The organism is Nocardiopsis sp. NPDC006139, assembly GCF_040614155.1.
GTDB classification, from domain to species: Bacteria; Actinomycetota; Actinomycetes; order Streptosporangiales; family Streptosporangiaceae; genus Nocardiopsis; species Nocardiopsis changdeensis.
In genome coordinates this window covers 167,699-182,602 of record NZ_JBEXTT010000002.1, presented here as the reverse complement: position 1 = coordinate 182,602, position 14,904 = coordinate 167,699, and the positions used below count along the sequence as shown (strand labels likewise).

The following is a 14,904-nucleotide window of genomic DNA, read 5'->3' as shown; positions in this document are numbered from 1 at the left end:
GGAGCCCCGCCGGCGCCTCGCGGACCCCAGCGGCACGGGAGGGCGTTCAAAGAACGGGTGCTAGCCGACGACGCCCTGGAGCGCGTCCCGGAGCTCGGTGGCCTCGTCCGGGGTCAGCTCGACGACCAGGCGGCCGCCGCCCTCGAGCGGAACCCGCATGATGATGCCGCGACCCTCCTTGGTGACCTCCAACGGCCCGTCACTGGTCCTCGGCTTCATTGCCGCCATGCCATTCCCCTTTCTCGTGTTCCTCGCGGGTGGCCGGGCCACAGCACCGACGCCGATCCGCTGGGTCCGTCTCGGCTCCGAAACCGTGGGCCGGTTCCGTGCGACTCGCGCCCGTGTGACTTAAGGGGCGTGAATCACTCTTCGACCATTATCTCGGAGGTTCGCCCCCGTGTGTGCGACGTACCACGGCGCCCGAGGACTTCGCGCACACCGGCCAACGAGGAATCGTCGGTCAGTAAGGTTATATCGGTCCTAGCCGAAACCCCGCGAGAGCGTGGGGAGCCGACCGTTCTCCTCCCCCTCACGGGGCGCTTGAACCGCACCGGACCGGCTTTTCCCGATAACGATGCCGCCCCCTCGGCGGGGCGGCCCGCGGCGTCAGGAGCCGTCGGAGAGCAGGCCGGTGGAGACCATCCGGGTCCCCTCCCGGGTGACGGAGGACCACTCGGCGTTGAGCCCGCCCGCCACGGGCCAGACGGTCAGCTCCGCCGCGTCGACGCAGCGCTCCTCGGGGTCGGCCGTCTCGGTGTAGGTGTAGACCCGGCGGTCGTTGTCGGTCGCCGTCAGGTCGAGCGTCCCGGAGCAGGTGAAGGTGGTCCAGGCGGTGCTGCCGCGCTCGGCGCCCTCCTCGATCCGGACCTCGGCGTGCCAGTCGGCGACGTGCGCGCCCTCGGTGTCGACCTGGGTCATCTCGCCCGCCCAGGAGCCGACGAAGTCCTCCGCCGGAACGGCGGCGTCCGGAACGTCCTCGGCGTCCCCGCCGATCAGCGCCCACGCGGCGGCGGCACCGCCCGCGACGAGCAGGACCGCCGCCGTCCCGACGGCCAGCCCGGTGATCCGGCGGCGGCGCCGGGCACTGCCCTGGACTGCGCGGGGCGGCGACCACAGGGACACCTGCTGCACGGGAACGGCGGAGGTCGACGGCGCGGCGGCGCCGTTCCGGTCCTCGGCTCCCGACTCCAGCTCGGCTGCTGCGTCCATCCTCGACATCCTCACAAAGAATGCGCCCGCTCCAGGGGTGGGGCGGGGGTACACGAGTACAGCGACCGAGGATAGAGCACACGAACACGGCGGATCCGCCCGAGAAGGACGGCGGCCGTGTGATGCACGACATACCGGGACCGGTCCGCGGGCGGACGCCCTCCGCCCCCCGAACCCGCCGACTAGGACCTGTTCCTTGGATGTCCTCCTGCGCCGCCGGGGGTTCGTGAGGCGCCCGGCGGGGTTCTGGAGGCCCGGAGGAGACATCCTCGAGGAAAGCCTGTGGCCGCAGGCCGTCCGTTGAGGGCGGTGGCGGGCGACGGGCGGGCCGCAGCGCAGCGGAGGTTCAAAAGAGCACGGACTAGGCGGACTTGTCCGCGGTCGCGGCGACCGTGTCGTCCCCGGCGGCGCCGGCGTCCCGGTCCGGGGTGTCGTCCCCGGCCTCGGGGCCCCCGGAGTCCTCGGCATCGGGGGCGTCGCCGGGCAGGTGCGAGCCCGGCGTGGGCCCGGTGCCCTGCGGGACGTAGGACGGGTCCAGGCGCGACAGGCGCCACTCCAGGTCCTCGATCCGCGCCTCGCGGTCGCGCAGGGTGGCGGTGAGCCGCAGCAGCAGCTCGTCCACCGCGCGCACGTGGTAGCCCCACATGGCCAGCGGCAGCAGCAGGCGGCCCAGTTCCACGGACTTCACGGGGCGGTCGGCGGACAGGTCGAGCGGGGGGTAGTCGGCCTCGAACCGGGCGAGGCGCCCGCCCTTGCCGAGCACGACGTAGACGACGCCGACGAGCACGGCCAGCGCGGCCGCGGCGACCAGGAAGAGGATGAGATAAGGCACGGCTCCGATCGTGCCACACCCGGCCGCCCCGCGGGAGCCGCGGGCGGCCGGGAGGCGGGCGTCAGGAGCCGTCGGTCCGCGCGCGCTCCTGCTCGTCCTGTTCGCGGGCGATGTCGAGGTGCGCCTTCCGGATGATGTCCACGACCTCGTCGGGATCGTCGACCACCTGGACCAGGTCCAGGTCGTTCGGCTTGATGAGCCCGTTCTCCAGCAGGCTCTCCCGGACCCACTTCTCCAGCCCGCCCCAGAACTCGGAGCCGACCAGCACCACCGGGAACCGGGTCACCTTGTTGGTCTGGACCAGCGTGGCCGCCTCGAACAGCTCGTCCAGGGTCCCGAACCCGCCGGGCAGGACCACGAACGCCTGGGAGTACTTGACGAACATGGTCTTGCGCACGAAGAAGTAGCGGAACGTCATCCCCATGTCGATGTAGGGGTTGAGGGACTGCTCGAAGGGCAGCTCGATGCCCAGCCCCACGGACAGCCCGCCCGCCTCCTTGGCCCCCTTGTTGGCGGCCTCCATCATCCCGGGGCCGCCCCCGGTGATGGTGGCGTAGCCCGCCTCCGCGAGCCGGGCGCCCATTTGAACGCCGAGGTCGTAGTAGCGGGTGCCCGGCTTGATGCGGGCCGACCCGAACACGCTCACCGCCGAGGGCAGCTCGGAGAGCAGGCCGAAGCCCTCCACGAACTCCGACTGGATGCGCAGCACCCGCCAGGGGTCGGTGTGCACCCAGTCGGCGGGGCCTCGCCGGTCCAGCAGCCGCTGGTCGGTGGTGGTGCCCGGGATCGACTCGCCGCGGTAGGTGAGGGGCCCCGCGTTCCTCACCTGCTCGTTTCCATGTGCTTCTTCCGTCATGGCCTAAAGCTATCCGCGCCGGGCCGGATCACACCTGAACCGGGTGTGGACCGGTGGTGGCCACTGGCGGCCATCTCCCTCCCGGGAGGGCGGACCCGTCCCGGACCGGACGGGTCAGCGGGCCCCGGTGAGCCAGGCGACCATCCGCTCCTCGGCCTCGCGGATGCGCGGGATCTCGGCGTACTCGTCGCGGGTGTGGGCGAGCGTCGGGTCGCCGGGGCCGTAGTTGACCGCGGGCACCCCCAGCTCGGAGAAGCGCGACACGTCGGTCCAACCCAGCTTGGCCCGGGCCCGCCCCTCCCCCACCGCGTCGACGAACGCGGCCGCAGCGGGGTGGTCCAGGCCGGGCCGGGCGGGGGCGGCGGCGTCGGCCAGGCGCACCTCGAACCCGTCGAAGACCTCCCGCAGGTGCGCCTCGGCGTCGGCCACGGACAGGTCGGGGGCGAACCGGTAGTTGACCTTGACCACGCACTCGTCGGGGATGACGTTGCCGGCCACCCCGCCCTCGATGAAGACGGCGTTGAGGCCCTCGTGGAAGCGCAGGCCCTCCACCTCGGGCTCGCGGGGGGTGTAGGCGCGCAGCACGTCCAGGACGGCCCCGGCGCCGTGGATGGCGTTGACGCCCATCCAGGAGCGGGCGCTGTGGGCGCGCTCGCCCCTGGCGACGACCTCGACCCGCATGGTGCCCTGGCAGCCGCCCTCGATGACGCCGTCGGTGGGCTCCATGAGGATGGCGAAGTCCCCGGCCAGCCACTCGGGGTGGTTGCGGGACAGGCGCAGCAGGCCGTTGCGCTCGGCGTCGACCTCCTCGTTGTCGTAGAAGACGTAGGTGACGTCGTGCACGGGCTCGGCGACCAGGGCGGCCAGCCTGAGCTGGACGGCGACCCCGGCCTTCATGTCGGAGGTGCCGCAGCCGTAGAGGCGGTCGCCGTCGACGTGGGAGGGGACGTTGTCGACGATGGGCACGGTGTCGATGTGGCCGGCGATGACGACGCGGCGCTCGCGGCCCAGGTCGGTGCGGGCGACGACGGCGTCGCCGTCGCGGGTCACCGTCAGGTGGGGCAGCGCCGACAGCGCCCGTTCGATCCCGTCGGCGAGGATCTTCTCGGTGCCGCTCTCGGAGCGGATGTCCACGAGTGCGGCGGCGAGGTCCGCGACGTCCGAGGTCAGGTCGAGCATGAGGGCGTCCCCGTCTTCCATGGTCGTGGTGCGCGGCGCGGGCGGGCACCGCAGGGCGTTGCGGCTCACCAGCCTAGGGCGTGTCCGGTGGGTGCCCTCGTGCGGCTCGGCGCCCGCGCCGAGCGCGCGTGAACGGGGCGGGGCGCCCCCGGTGGGAGGGCGCCCCGCACGGACCGGGGTCCGCGGGTCAGGCGTTGACGCCGTGCTCGCGGAGCAGGTCGTTGAGGGCGAGCTTGTCGTGCTCCTGGCCCTCGGCGAGCCGCTTGAGGACGAGCAGCACCGGCATGCCGAAGTCGCCGCCGGGGAAGCTCTTGACCCGGTTGGCGGTGACGCACACCGACCAGGCCGGGGCCTCGCCGCGGGCGAGCTCCTCGCCGGTCTCGGCGTCGAACACGCGGGTCGACGAGGTGAGGATGGTGCCCGCGCCGAGCTTGGCGCCGGTGCGCACCCGGGCGCCCTCGACGACCATGCTGCGCGAGCCCAGGAAGGCGTCGTCCTCGATGATCACCGGGGAGGCCTGCGGCGGCTCCAGGACGCCGCCGACGCCCACGCCGCCGGACAGGTGGACGTTGCGGCCGATCTGCGCGCAGGAGCCGACCGTGGCCCAGGTGTCGACCATGGTGCCGGAGTCGACGTAGGCGCCGATGTTGGTGAAGGACGGCATGAGCACGACGCCCGGGGCCAGGTACGAGCCCCAGCGGGCGATGGCGCCGGGGACGACGCGGACACCGTCGAAGCGGGTCTTCAGCGGCATGCGGTCGTGGTGGTAGAAGTCGCCGACCTGCGACTCCTTCATGTCCAGGACCTTGAAACCGAGCAGGATGGAGCGCTTGGCGCGCTCGTCGACCACGACCGCGTCGGTGGCGGGGTCGACGAAGGCCACCCGGGCCTTGCCCTCGTCGATCTGGTCGATGGCGGAGGTGATGATCTCGCGCGCCTCGGTGTGGCCCGGGGTCAGTTCGGAACGCCGCTCCCAGAGTTCGTCGATCCGGTCGGGCAGCGGGCTGGAGTAGGAGCTGGTCATGGGTTCCACGTTAGTAGTCCTCCGGGCGTCCCGGGGCCCCGGGCTCCCCCGTCGGCGTGCCCGGGCGGCCTCGGTCGGAGCACGTCCGGGGCCGCGTTGACTACAATGCGCCCGAAGCGCCGCACGGCCTGTCTCCCCGGCACGGCGCGGACCGCCTCGTCCCTTGTTGCCTAGCCGATGGTCCTCCGTTGCCAAAGCGCCGTAGATTCTCCGCGTTCGTCAAGATCCTGTTCGCGCTGTTCGTCGTGTGTGGGGCCCTCGTCGCCGGGGGCTACTACGTCATGACCAGCGTGGACCCGATCACGACCGAGCCCGAGCCCGAGACCATGTGCCGTCTGGACCTGTCCGACGGCAAGTACTCGATGAAGGTCGAACAGGCCGTGAGCGCGACCACCGTCGGCGGGGTGGCGTTCAGCATGGACCTGCCCCCGGAGGCCGTGACCGTGGCCTATGCCACGGTGTGGCAGGAGACCGCGTTCTACAACCTGGAGTACGGCGACCGGGACTCGCTGGGCCTGTTCCAGCAGCGCCCCTCGCAGGAGTGGGGCGACCCCGAGGACATCCTCGACCCGGTGTACTCCAGCCGCGCCTTCTACGACGCCCTGGTGGAGGTCGAGGGCTGGGAGACCAGGCCGGTGTTCGAGGCCGCCCAGGCGGTGCAGCGCAGCGCCGACGGCTTCGCCTACGACCAGCACGAGAAGCTGTCGCAGCGCATGAACGAGGTGTTCACCGGCACCCGCGGCCCGGCGCTGACCTGCTGGTACGACCGCGAGACCCTGGAGTCGCTCACCTCGGGCGAGGCCGACGTGGCGGGCGCGGAGCAGGAGCTGGCGCGTGTGTTCGGGGTGGAGCCCGCGGCGCTGGCGGACACCCCCGAGGCAGCCACCGGCGACCGGGGCTGGGCGATGGCCCTGTGGGCGGTCGCCCACGCCCAGGAGTACGGGCTGACCTCGGTCGCCTACAACGACCGCGTGTGGCGCGCCTCCGACGGCACCGGGGACGCCGCCGAGTGGCAGACCGGCGTCTCCGACACCAGGGGCGTCCTCGTCCTGGAGTGACCCCCGGTGTCCCGGGGCGTCCCGGCCGCGCCGGGGACGGCGGGCCGGGACGCCCCGGAGGCGTACGCGGCGCGGGTCAGGCGGACAGGCGGGCGACGGCGGCCCCGACGCGCTCGTCGGTGGCGGTGAACGCCACGCGGACGCTGTCGCCGCCGGCGGGCCCGTAGAACTCGCCCGGCGCCACGAGGATGCCGCGCTCGGCCAGGTGCTCCACCGCGCCCCAGGCGTCGTGGTCGGGGTGGGAGGCCCACAGGTACAGCCCGGCCTGGGAGTGGTCGATCCGCCAGCCGGCGCCGGTGAGGGCGGCGCGCAGCCGGTCCCGGCGGGCGCGGTAGCGCTCCTTCTGCTCCAGGGCGTGCGCGTCGTCGTCCAGGGCGGCGCCCATGGCGGCCTGGACCGGGGCGGGCACGATCATCCCCGCGTGCTTGCGCACCGCCAGCAGCTCCTGGACCAGGGCCGGGTCGCCGGCGACGAACGCGGCGCGGTACCCCGCGAGGTTGGAGCGCTTGGACAGGGAGTGCACCGCGAGCAGGCCCTCGTGGGATCCGTCGCTGACGTCCGGGTGCAGGATCGAGACCGGGGCCTCGCCCTCCCAGCCCAGATCGAGGTAGCACTCGTCGGAGGCGACGATCGCGCCGCGCTCGCGGGCCCAGGCGACGACCTTGCGCAGGTGCGGCACGCCCAGGACGCGGCCGGTCGGGTTGCTCGGCGAGTTCACCCACAGCAGCCGCACCGGGGCCGGGCCCAGGGCGGTCAGGCCGTCGGCCGCCACCGGGGTCGCCCCGGCCAGGCGGGCGCCGATGTCGTAGGTGGGGTAGGCCAGCTCGGGGTGGACGACGGTGTCGCCCGGCCCCAGGCCGAGCAGGGTGGGCAGCCAGGCGACGAGCTCCTTGGAGCCGACCGTCGGCAGCACGCCCTCCTCCGGGACGCTCACACCGTGGCGGCGCTCCAGCCAGCCGGTGATGGAGGCCCGCAGCGCGGGGGTCCCCCAGGTCAGCGGGTAGCCGGGGCTGTCGGCGGCGTCGGCCAGCGCGGCGCGCAGGCCCGGCGGCACCGGGTCCACGGGGGTGCCCACGGACAGGTCGACGATGCCGTCGGGGTGATCCGCGGCGATCTTCTTGTACGGGGTCAGCCGGTCCCACGGGAAGGTGGGAAGCCTGTCCGTCACGGGCCGCCGGGTCATCTCGCGTCTCCATCGGGTCGTCCGGGCCGTCGCGGTCCGGGGCTGGGCTTGACACGCATCGCGCCGACCCTCCCGGGACGGGGGGATCGGCGCGATGGCGGTGCGGTCGCGCGCGGGGACGTCCTCTGCGCCACGGAGACGCACCGGCGCGGACCGGAAGGGGCCGGGCTACTCCGCCTGCGGCGGCAGCTTGGCGACGAGGGGGTGGTCGCGGTCGATCTTGCCCACCTTGGAGGCGCCGCCCGGGGAGCCGAGGTCGTCGAAGAACTCGACGTTGGCCTTGTAGAAGTCGGACCACTGCTCGGGCAGGTCGTCCTCGTAGTAGATGGCCTCGACCGGGCAGACCGGCTCGCACGCACCGCAGTCAACGCACTCGTCCGGGTGGATATACAGGCTGCGCTCGCCCTCGTAGATGCAGTCCACGGGGCACTCGTCGATGCACGCCTTGTCCATCACATCAACACAGGGCTGCGCGATGACGTAGGTCACGTCGTACTCCTTGATCTCACCCCCGCGTTCCCACGGGGGAGGCGGGGACCTCGCAGAGGAGCCGGTCGGCGCGGTCCGGCGTGCGGGCGCCCAGGACCCTGCTCCCGGCCTCTGCGAACGATTGGCACAGATGTCGTGGTCCTAGTATGGCGGCGAAGGCGAGTCGTCGCACATTCGGGGGGCGCGTTGCACATGGCGGGCCGCCTGGTCCACCGGATCACCCGGGAGGACACGGGCAGCAGGGTCTCCGTCCGAATCCACCTCCCCGACGGGGGTTTCACCGATATCGTCGGGGTGCTGGAGTCATGGGACGGCGGCGTACTGACCGTGCGCCGGCGCGACGGCCGTCAGGCGCGCGTCGAGGAGTCGTCCATCGCCGCCAGCCGTGTCGTCCCCGACGCCGCCCCGCGGCGGCGCGGCGGCGCCCCCGGGCGCACCCCCTGAAGGACGCCCGGCGGCGGCCGACCTGCCCGTCCGCGGTGTGCGCCGGGCGAACGCACGTGCATGTCGCGTCCGCCCGGAGGCATTCTTCGGCCCCACCGGGGTAGGACAGGCTCAGTCCCGACGGCCGCCCCCCTGCCGTCCGCGACCACGCAGCACCGCGAAGTACCGCGCCCCCGACGGCACCCCCCGGCGGACACGCGGGCGCCAACCACGGGGTTTCGGGGAGGTCGGCGCCGTCCATGGGTGAAGCAGTAGCGTCCGCGCTCGCCGAGCTGGCCCGGCGCGACGGGCGGTCGGCGGAGATGGCCCGGCAGGCCCTGGACACGCTGGCTCCGGGCAACGACCTGGAGGGCCTCAACCAGCACGCCGTCCAGCGGTTCTGCTGGTTCGAGCTGCCCGCCCGGTTCTCCCGGGCCGACCGGGAGCCCGCGCTGCGCGCTCTGGGCTCGCTGTTCTCCCTGCTCCAGCTGCACCGGTACGCGCAGATCTGCGCGGCCCCGGCCACCGCCCACCTGCTGTCGGCCCACGAGAGGGACCACGGCGCCGGGGTGGCCGTGTACGAGCGGCTGATGTGGGAGTCCGGGGTGGAGCCGCCGGACCTGCCCGAGCTGACCTGGGGCACCGTGGTCGGCGACGCCGAGATCCGGGCCCGGCAGGAGACCGCCTCGGCGCTGGAGCTGGCGATCGTCCTGGGCGACGTGCGGCCCGGGAAGCAGGGCTGGCGCCACGCCCAGGAGCGGTTCACCCGCTCCTTCCTGACCCGGCCCGACGACCGCGGGCTCAGCCACCTGGACCGGATCCGCGAGGAGCGGGTGCGGGCCTGGCTGTCCTCGCCCGCCCACCCGCACCGCAGGCACCTGTGGCCGCTGGTGGGCCGGATCATCGCCGGCGCCGACGTGCCGCGCACCGCCGACGCCGCCATGGCCCCTCTGCAGCGGCTGCTGGACCTGGCCGAGGACGGGATCGCGCTCACCCAGATCGGCTACATCTCCCCCGGGGTGGTGCGGTCGATGTGCGAGGACTTCGGCTGGCGCACCTCCCCCGAGCCGCCGCGCAGCGAGACCGACGCCACCCAGCTGATCGCCCTGCACCAGATGATGCGGGGGATGCGGGTGGTGCGCAGGTCCGGCCGCCGCCTGGTGCTGACCCGGCGCGGGCGCCAGCTGCGCGCCGACCCCGAGGAGATGTGGCGGGCCGCCACCGAGACCCTGTGCCGCACCGGCGGCCCCGAGCAGGCGGCCGCGGAGACCCTGCTGGGCATGCTGCTGTCGCGCACCCCGCAGGGCAGCGGCTCGCACTCCCGGCGCGGGGAGTCGGACATGATCGCCGCCGAGCAGCTGCTCACCGGGTCCGGGTGGACGCCGCCCGAGCCGCAGAGCCCGTCGGGGCGGCACGCCGCCTCGCACCGGCGCACCGCCGAGGCCGCCTCCGACCAGGTGCGCGCCATGGTGATGTCGGTGAGCTGGCTGCTGGACGCGCTGGGGCTGCTCACCGAGGACGACGGCTGCGGCCACCGGGAGCTGACCGCCGCCGGGCGGGTGTTCGCGCTGGCCAGCCTGCACAAGTCGGCGGTGGCGCCGCGCGCGGTGGTCTGACCGGCGGCCCGGCGGGAGGGGGCCGGAACGGCGCACCGCTGCCGGGCACCCGCTGCGGACCGGTGCCCGGCAGGGCCTAACCTGGAGCGCGGACAACCCGCGCGACCAGCAGGAGCATCATGCCCACGCCCGAACCGGCCCCGAGGTCGGAGCCGACCGACGCGCCCGACACCCCGCGCACGGACACCGCCGACCCCTGGGAGCGCATGCCCGAGGGCGCCCTCAACCGTCCGGAGCTGGCCGAGCGCGGGCCCGGCACCGGGGCGCCGGCCAAGGAGGCCGGGAAGCCCGGCGAGGGCGGCGGGGACGACGCGGAGGACTCGGGCCCCGGGGACGGGGGCGAGGACGGGGAACGCTCCGGGGGCGTGTTCGACTTCCTGCCCAGCCCGGTGTTCGTGCTGGTGCTGGGCCTGACCGTGTTCGCCGGGTGGCTGTCCTGGCGGGCCGTGGAGCTGGACTGGGCCCCCGAGGGCACCAACGTCACCCCGCTGCTCCCGCCGCTGTTCATCCTGCTGGGCTGGATCGTCTCCTGCGCCGTGCACGAGTACGCCCACGCGCTCGCCGCGCACCTGGCCGGCGACCGCTCCCAGCGGGGCGGCGCCTACCTGCGCCTCAACCCGTTCGGGTTCCGGCACGCCTTCGCCGGGACCGTGCTGCCCGTGCTCTACCTGGGCTTCGGCGCCTTCGGTCTCAACGGGCCGCCCGCGTTCGTGGCGTGGGACCGGATCCCGCGCGGGCGGCGGGCGATGGTCGCGCTGGCCGGCCCGCTGGCCAGCCTGGTGCTGGCCGCCGCGCTGGCCGTCACCGTGTCGGTCCTGGTGCCGCCGGGCAACGACACCACCAACTGGGCGATCGCCGGGCTGGCGTTCCTGGCCTTCCTCAACCTGACCTCGGCGCTGGTCAACCTGCTGCCCGTCCCCGGCCTGGACGGCTTCGAGGTGCTCGCCGCCGCGCTGCCCGAGCGGCGGTGGGTGTCCGCCGCCCGGGTGAACGCGCTGTTCGGCTCCGTGGCGGTGTTCGCCGTCCTGTGGTTCCCAGCCCTGCGGGACCTGTGGGTGGGCGCGGTCTACACGCTGTTCCGGACCGTCATGCCCAACCCGACGTTCGAGGGCACCGTGTTCCTGGGCGAGCTGCTGCTCCAGTTCTGGAACGCCTGAGCCGCCGCCCCCGCGACGTGCGCGAAGGGCCACCGCCGTGCGGCGGTGGCCCTTCGTCGTGCCCGGGGTGTCGTGCCCCGGGGTGCCGTCGCCCGGGTCCGGGTCAGGCCCGGTCGTTCCGGGCGGCCGGGGAGGACGCGGCCGGGAGCCCGGCCAGGAAGGGGTTGCTCCCCCGCAGGCCGCGCACCACCGCCACCGCCAGTACCACCATGGACCCGAAGAGGTAGCCGTAGTGGATCAGGTGACCGGTCAGCACGATGTCGCCGCCCGGCATGTACATGGTGAGCACCATGGCCACGGCCACGAAGCCCAGGGAGAAGGCCACCCCGCCCGAGACCCCGCGGGCGCCCCACGCGCACAGGCGGCACAGGCCGTACAGGGCCCCCAGCAGTGCCAGCAGTCCCGCCACGCCCAGCACCTGGGCGAGGGGCCCCGCCTCCCAGTAGCGGGTCAGCCAGCCCGCGCCGGTCGCCGACAGCAGCCCGACCGCGGCCCCCGACGCCGCGAGCACGGGGAAGGTGAGCGCGGTCAGCACCGCGGTCAGCACGGGGTCGTCCTGTCCGGGCGCCTCGTAGGGTGCCGGGACGGCCCCCGCCACCGGGGCGGGGCCGGGCCGGACGCCGCCCTCGCCCGCGCTCACAGGCCCTCGAAGAGGTCGGTCTCGAACTCTCCGGCCGCGCGGCGCCGGGTGGGTCCCAGCAGCAGCGTGAAGTACTCCACCGCGTCGATCTCCTGGGCGATGTCGTTGGACAGGGCGAAGCGCTCGCCGTCCACCGTGATCTGGGTGGCGTGGGCGCGCATCGCCAGCGCCTTGGCCGCCCAGTGGTCGGTGGCGTCGATCCGGGTGGTGACCAGCTCGTCCGGGGTGCCCCGGGCGATGTCGGACACCGCCGTGGGCGGGGTGAACGGCCCCGCCTCCTCGTTGAGCCGGGCGATGGACGCCTCGATCACCGACACCGGCTGGGCGATCGCGTAGAGCTTGCGGACCTGCCACGGCGTGCCGGGCATCGACCGCTCCCCCGCCTTCACGCAGGCGCGCCGGGTGATCCGGTGGGCCTGGACGTGGTCGGGGTGGCCGTAGCCGCCGTACTCGTCGTAGGAGACCACCACGTGCGGGCGGACCTCCCGGACGATCTCCGCGAGCAGGCGGGCGGCCTCCTCGGCGTCGGCGTTGCAGAACGCCTCGGGGCGCTCCGCGGAGGGCGTGCCCGCCATCCCGGAGTCGCGGTAGTGCCCGGCGCCGCCGAGGAACCGGTGGTCGCGCACCCCCAGGGAGACGCAGGCCTTGTCCAGCTCGCCGACCCGGTGGTCGCCGAGGGTGTCGTCGCGGTCGGCCGCCAGGTGCGCGAGGTCGGCGGGGATGACCTCGCCCTCCTCGCCCAGGGTGCAGGTCACCAGGGTGACCCCGGCACCTTCGGCCGCGTACTTCGCCAGCGTGGCCCCGGTGACGATGCTCTCGTCGTCGGGGTGGGCGTGCACCATCATGAGTCGTCTGTCGGTCACCACGTGGTGAACAATACCGGCCGCATGCCCGCGTTTCCTCCCGAACGGCCAGGTGGGGCGCGGATTCGGCGCGGAATCGGGAGCGGACGCGGGGCGCGGGCGGGGGCGCCCGTCCACAGGGGCCGAGCGGGAACCGGAGATGTGGGCCACAATCGGACCCATGAGCTTTCCTCGCCAACAGGCACGTACCCAGCGCTTCACCATCGGCGTCCCGCGCTCCTTCGAGGTGTCCCCGGACGGGCGGCGCGTCGCCTTCCTGAGAGGGCGCGACGGCGTCGACACCGCCACGTGCCTGTGGGTGCACGAGGCGGAGGAGGACACCGAGCACGTGGTCGCCGACCCGCGCGCGCTCGGGGCCGACGACGAGGACCTGCCGCCGGAGGAGCGGGCGCGCCGGGAGCGGCTGCGCGAGAGCGGCGGCGGCATCGTGTCGTACTCGGTGGACGAGGCGTTCACCCGCGCCGTGTTCGCCCTGTCCGGCCGGCTCTTCTACGTGGACCTCGTGGGCGACCGCGCCGAGCCGCGCGAGCTGCCCGCCGCCACCCCGGTGGTGGACCCGCGGATCAGCCCGGCGGGCGACCGGGTCGCCTACGTCAGCGGCGGCGCGCTGCGGGTCATCGACGTCGCCGGCGCCGAGCCCGACCACGGCGACCGGGCGCTGGCCTCCCCCGACGGCGACGGCGTCACCTGGGGCCTGGCGGACTTCATCGCGGCCGAGGAGATGGGCCGCTACCGCGGTTTCTGGTGGGCGCCCGACGGCTCGGCGCTGCTGGCCGCCCGGGTGGACGAGTCCCCGGTGGTCCGCTGGTACGTGGACGACCCGGCCGCCCCCGAGCAGGAGCCCACCGCGCTGCGCTACCCCGCGGCGGGCACCGACAACGCGCGGGTGCGGCTGGCCGCCCTGCCGGTGGCCTCCTCCGCCGCGTTCCGCCGGGAGGGCGCCCCGGAGCCGGTGTGGATCGACTGGGACCGGGAGGCGCTGCCCTACCTGGCCACCGCCGGGTGGACGACCGGCCCGGACGGCTCGCCCACCGTGGTGTTCACCGCGCAGAGCCGCGACCAGCGCACGCTCACCCTGTTCGGCGCCGACCCCGCGACCGGGCTGGCCATGGAGACGCGCACCGAGACCGACGACGTGTGGGTCGAGCTGATGCCGGGCGTCCCCGCCCACACCGCCGCGGGCGACCTGGTGTGGATCGGCCGCGAGGGCGGGACCGGCGAGCGCCGGGTGTTCGTGGGCGCCGACGCCGTCAGCCCCGCCGACGTGTACGTGCGCGGCGTGGTGGACGTGGACGGCGACCGGATCCTGTACTCGGGCTCGCCCGCCGACCGGCCCGGCGACGTGTCGCTGTGGCTGGTGGACCTGGGCACCGGGCTGTCCGCCCCGGTCGAGCTGCCCGGGCACGGCTGCTCGACGACGGCCGACGCCTCCGCCCACAGCGGCCTGCGCTCGGGGCGGCTGCGCGGCGGCACCCTCGTGGTGCAGCACCGGTCGATGGAGTTCCCCGGGGTGCGCACCCTGGTGGTGCGCGGGGCGGCCACCGAGACCCGGCGGGCCTTCGGGTCCATCGAGAGCCTCGCCGAGACCCCGGACCTGCCCGAGCCGCGGGTGGAGTTCTGGCGGGCGGGCGAGCGGGGCATCCCGTGCGCGCTGGTGCTGCCGTCCTGGTTCCGGGAGGGGCAGCGCCCGCTGCCGGTGCTCATGGCGCCCTACGGCGGCCCGCACGCCCAGCGGGTGCTGCACGCGCGCGGCGCGTTCCTGACCGCCCAGTGGTACGCCGACCAGGGGTTCGCGGTGGTCATCGCCGACGGCCGCGGCACCCCCGGCATCGGCGTGGAGTGGGAGCAGGAGATCCACCTGGACCTGGCCTCGGGGGTGCTGGAGGACCAGGTCACCGCGCTGCGGGACGCCGCGGAGCGGTTCGGCTGCCTGGACACCTCCCGGGTGGGGATCCACGGGTGGTCGTTCGGCGGCTACCTGGCGGCGCTGGCGGTGCTGCGCCGCCCGGACGTGTTCCACGCCGCGGTGGCGGGCGCCCCGGTCATCGACTGGCGGCTGTACGACACCCACTACACCGAGCGGTACCTGGGGCTGCCCCAGGACGACCCGGGCGTGTACGAGCGCAGCTCGCTGCTGGAGGACGCGGCCAAGCTGGAGCGCCCGCTGATGCTGATCCACGGCCTGTCCGACGACAACGTGGTGTTCGCCCACACGCAGCGGATGTCCTCGGCGCTGCTGGCGGCGGGGCGCAGGCACACGGTGCTGCCGCTGTCGGGGGTGACCCACTCGCCGTCGGACCCGACGGTGTCGGAGAACCTGATGCTGCTCCAGGTGGAGTTCCTCAAGGACTCCCTGCGCGACGGGGCCTGACCGG

The 14,904-nt window shown here is 74.3% G+C and carries 15 protein-coding genes; 5 read left to right on the top strand and 10 right to left on the bottom strand.

Going from position 1 to position 14,904, the window contains the following annotated elements; translation table 11 throughout:
• Positions 1 to 60: 60 nt before the first annotated feature.
• The 6 genes from ABZ249_RS02950 to ABZ249_RS02925 all read right to left on the bottom strand — a co-directional run bounded on the left by ABZ249_RS02950 (position 61) and on the right by ABZ249_RS02925 (position 5,100).
• On the bottom strand, positions 61 to 228 hold the full coding sequence (locus ABZ249_RS02950; RefSeq protein WP_220564937.1) for a DUF3117 domain-containing protein: 168 nt from the start codon (positions 226 to 228) through the stop codon (positions 61 to 63).
• Positions 229 to 606: 378 nt separating this feature from the next.
• Entirely contained in the window at positions 607 to 1,209 is a 603-nt protein-coding gene (locus tag ABZ249_RS02945; protein WP_355256426.1) for a hypothetical protein, read from the bottom strand.
• A 361-nt stretch (positions 1,210 to 1,570) separates the two neighbouring features.
• Positions 1,571 to 2,041 carry a hypothetical protein gene (locus ABZ249_RS02940; protein ID WP_355256423.1) on the bottom strand — a complete coding sequence of 157 codons (471 nt, stop codon included), beginning with the start codon at positions 2,039 to 2,041 and terminating at the stop codon, positions 1,571 to 1,573.
• A 61-nt stretch (positions 2,042 to 2,102) separates the two neighbouring features.
• Positions 2,103 to 2,897: a TIGR00730 family Rossman fold protein gene (locus tag ABZ249_RS02935; protein ID WP_220564934.1), complete on the bottom strand. Its 795-nt coding sequence runs from the start codon at positions 2,895 to 2,897 to the stop codon at positions 2,103 to 2,105.
• A 114-nt stretch (positions 2,898 to 3,011) separates the two neighbouring features.
• Positions 3,012 to 4,076, bottom strand: a complete 1,065-nt coding sequence (dapE, locus tag ABZ249_RS02930) for a succinyl-diaminopimelate desuccinylase (RefSeq protein ID WP_220565543.1) — start codon at positions 4,074 to 4,076, stop codon at positions 3,012 to 3,014.
• Between the two features lie 187 nt (positions 4,077 to 4,263).
• A complete protein-coding gene (locus ABZ249_RS02925; protein WP_220564933.1) occupies positions 4,264 to 5,100 on the bottom strand; it encodes a 2,3,4,5-tetrahydropyridine-2,6-dicarboxylate N-succinyltransferase in 837 nt (278 codons plus the stop codon).
• 188 nt (positions 5,101 to 5,288) lie between these two features.
• On the opposite strand from ABZ249_RS02925, the gene ABZ249_RS02920 reads away from it, so the two are divergent.
• On the top strand, positions 5,289 to 6,158 hold the full coding sequence (locus tag ABZ249_RS02920; RefSeq protein WP_355256419.1) for a hypothetical protein: 870 nt from the start codon (positions 5,289 to 5,291) through the stop codon (positions 6,156 to 6,158).
• A gap of 76 nt (positions 6,159 to 6,234) precedes the next feature.
• On the opposite strand, the gene dapC is transcribed toward ABZ249_RS02920, so the two are convergent.
• Together dapC and fdxA are read right to left on the bottom strand one after the other, a co-directional pair.
• Positions 6,235 to 7,341: a succinyldiaminopimelate transaminase gene (dapC, locus tag ABZ249_RS02915; RefSeq protein ID WP_355256416.1), complete on the bottom strand. Its 1,107-nt coding sequence runs from the start codon at positions 7,339 to 7,341 to the stop codon at positions 6,235 to 6,237.
• A 168-nt stretch (positions 7,342 to 7,509) separates the two neighbouring features.
• Complete coding sequence (fdxA, locus tag ABZ249_RS02910; RefSeq protein ID WP_220564930.1) at positions 7,510 to 7,830, bottom strand: ferredoxin; 321 nt, start codon at positions 7,828 to 7,830, stop codon at positions 7,510 to 7,512.
• Between the two features lie 186 nt (positions 7,831 to 8,016).
• On the opposite strand from fdxA, the gene ABZ249_RS02905 reads away from it, so the two are divergent.
• The 3 genes from ABZ249_RS02905 to ABZ249_RS02895 all read left to right on the top strand — a co-directional run bounded on the left by ABZ249_RS02905 (position 8,017) and on the right by ABZ249_RS02895 (position 11,026).
• On the top strand, positions 8,017 to 8,274 hold the full coding sequence (locus ABZ249_RS02905; protein ID WP_220564929.1) for a hypothetical protein: 258 nt from the start codon (positions 8,017 to 8,019) through the stop codon (positions 8,272 to 8,274).
• Positions 8,275 to 8,513: 239 nt separating this feature from the next.
• Positions 8,514 to 9,869 carry a hypothetical protein gene (locus ABZ249_RS02900; protein WP_355256412.1) on the top strand — a complete coding sequence of 452 codons (1,356 nt, stop codon included), beginning with the start codon at positions 8,514 to 8,516 and terminating at the stop codon, positions 9,867 to 9,869.
• Between the two features lie 119 nt (positions 9,870 to 9,988).
• On the top strand, positions 9,989 to 11,026 hold the full coding sequence (locus ABZ249_RS02895; protein ID WP_355256409.1) for a site-2 protease family protein: 1,038 nt from the start codon (positions 9,989 to 9,991) through the stop codon (positions 11,024 to 11,026).
• A gap of 103 nt (positions 11,027 to 11,129) precedes the next feature.
• On the opposite strand, the gene ABZ249_RS02890 is transcribed toward ABZ249_RS02895, so the two are convergent.
• Together ABZ249_RS02890 and mshB are read right to left on the bottom strand one after the other, a co-directional pair.
• Entirely contained in the window at positions 11,130 to 11,666 is a 537-nt protein-coding gene (locus ABZ249_RS02890; RefSeq protein ID WP_355256406.1) for a hypothetical protein, read from the bottom strand.
• On the bottom strand, positions 11,663 to 12,529 hold the full coding sequence (gene mshB / locus ABZ249_RS02885) for an N-acetyl-1-D-myo-inositol-2-amino-2-deoxy-alpha-D-glucopyranoside deacetylase (protein WP_355256403.1): 867 nt from the start codon (positions 12,527 to 12,529) through the stop codon (positions 11,663 to 11,665). The genes ABZ249_RS02890 and mshB overlap by 4 nt, the downstream gene beginning before the upstream one ends.
• Positions 12,530 to 12,689: 160 nt before the next feature.
• Here mshB and ABZ249_RS02880 point away from each other — a divergent pair, with 160 nt between their 5' ends.
• Positions 12,690 to 14,900: a prolyl oligopeptidase family serine peptidase gene (locus tag ABZ249_RS02880; RefSeq protein WP_355256400.1), complete on the top strand. Its 2,211-nt coding sequence runs from the start codon at positions 12,690 to 12,692 to the stop codon at positions 14,898 to 14,900.
• Positions 14,901 to 14,904 lie beyond the last annotated feature (4 nt).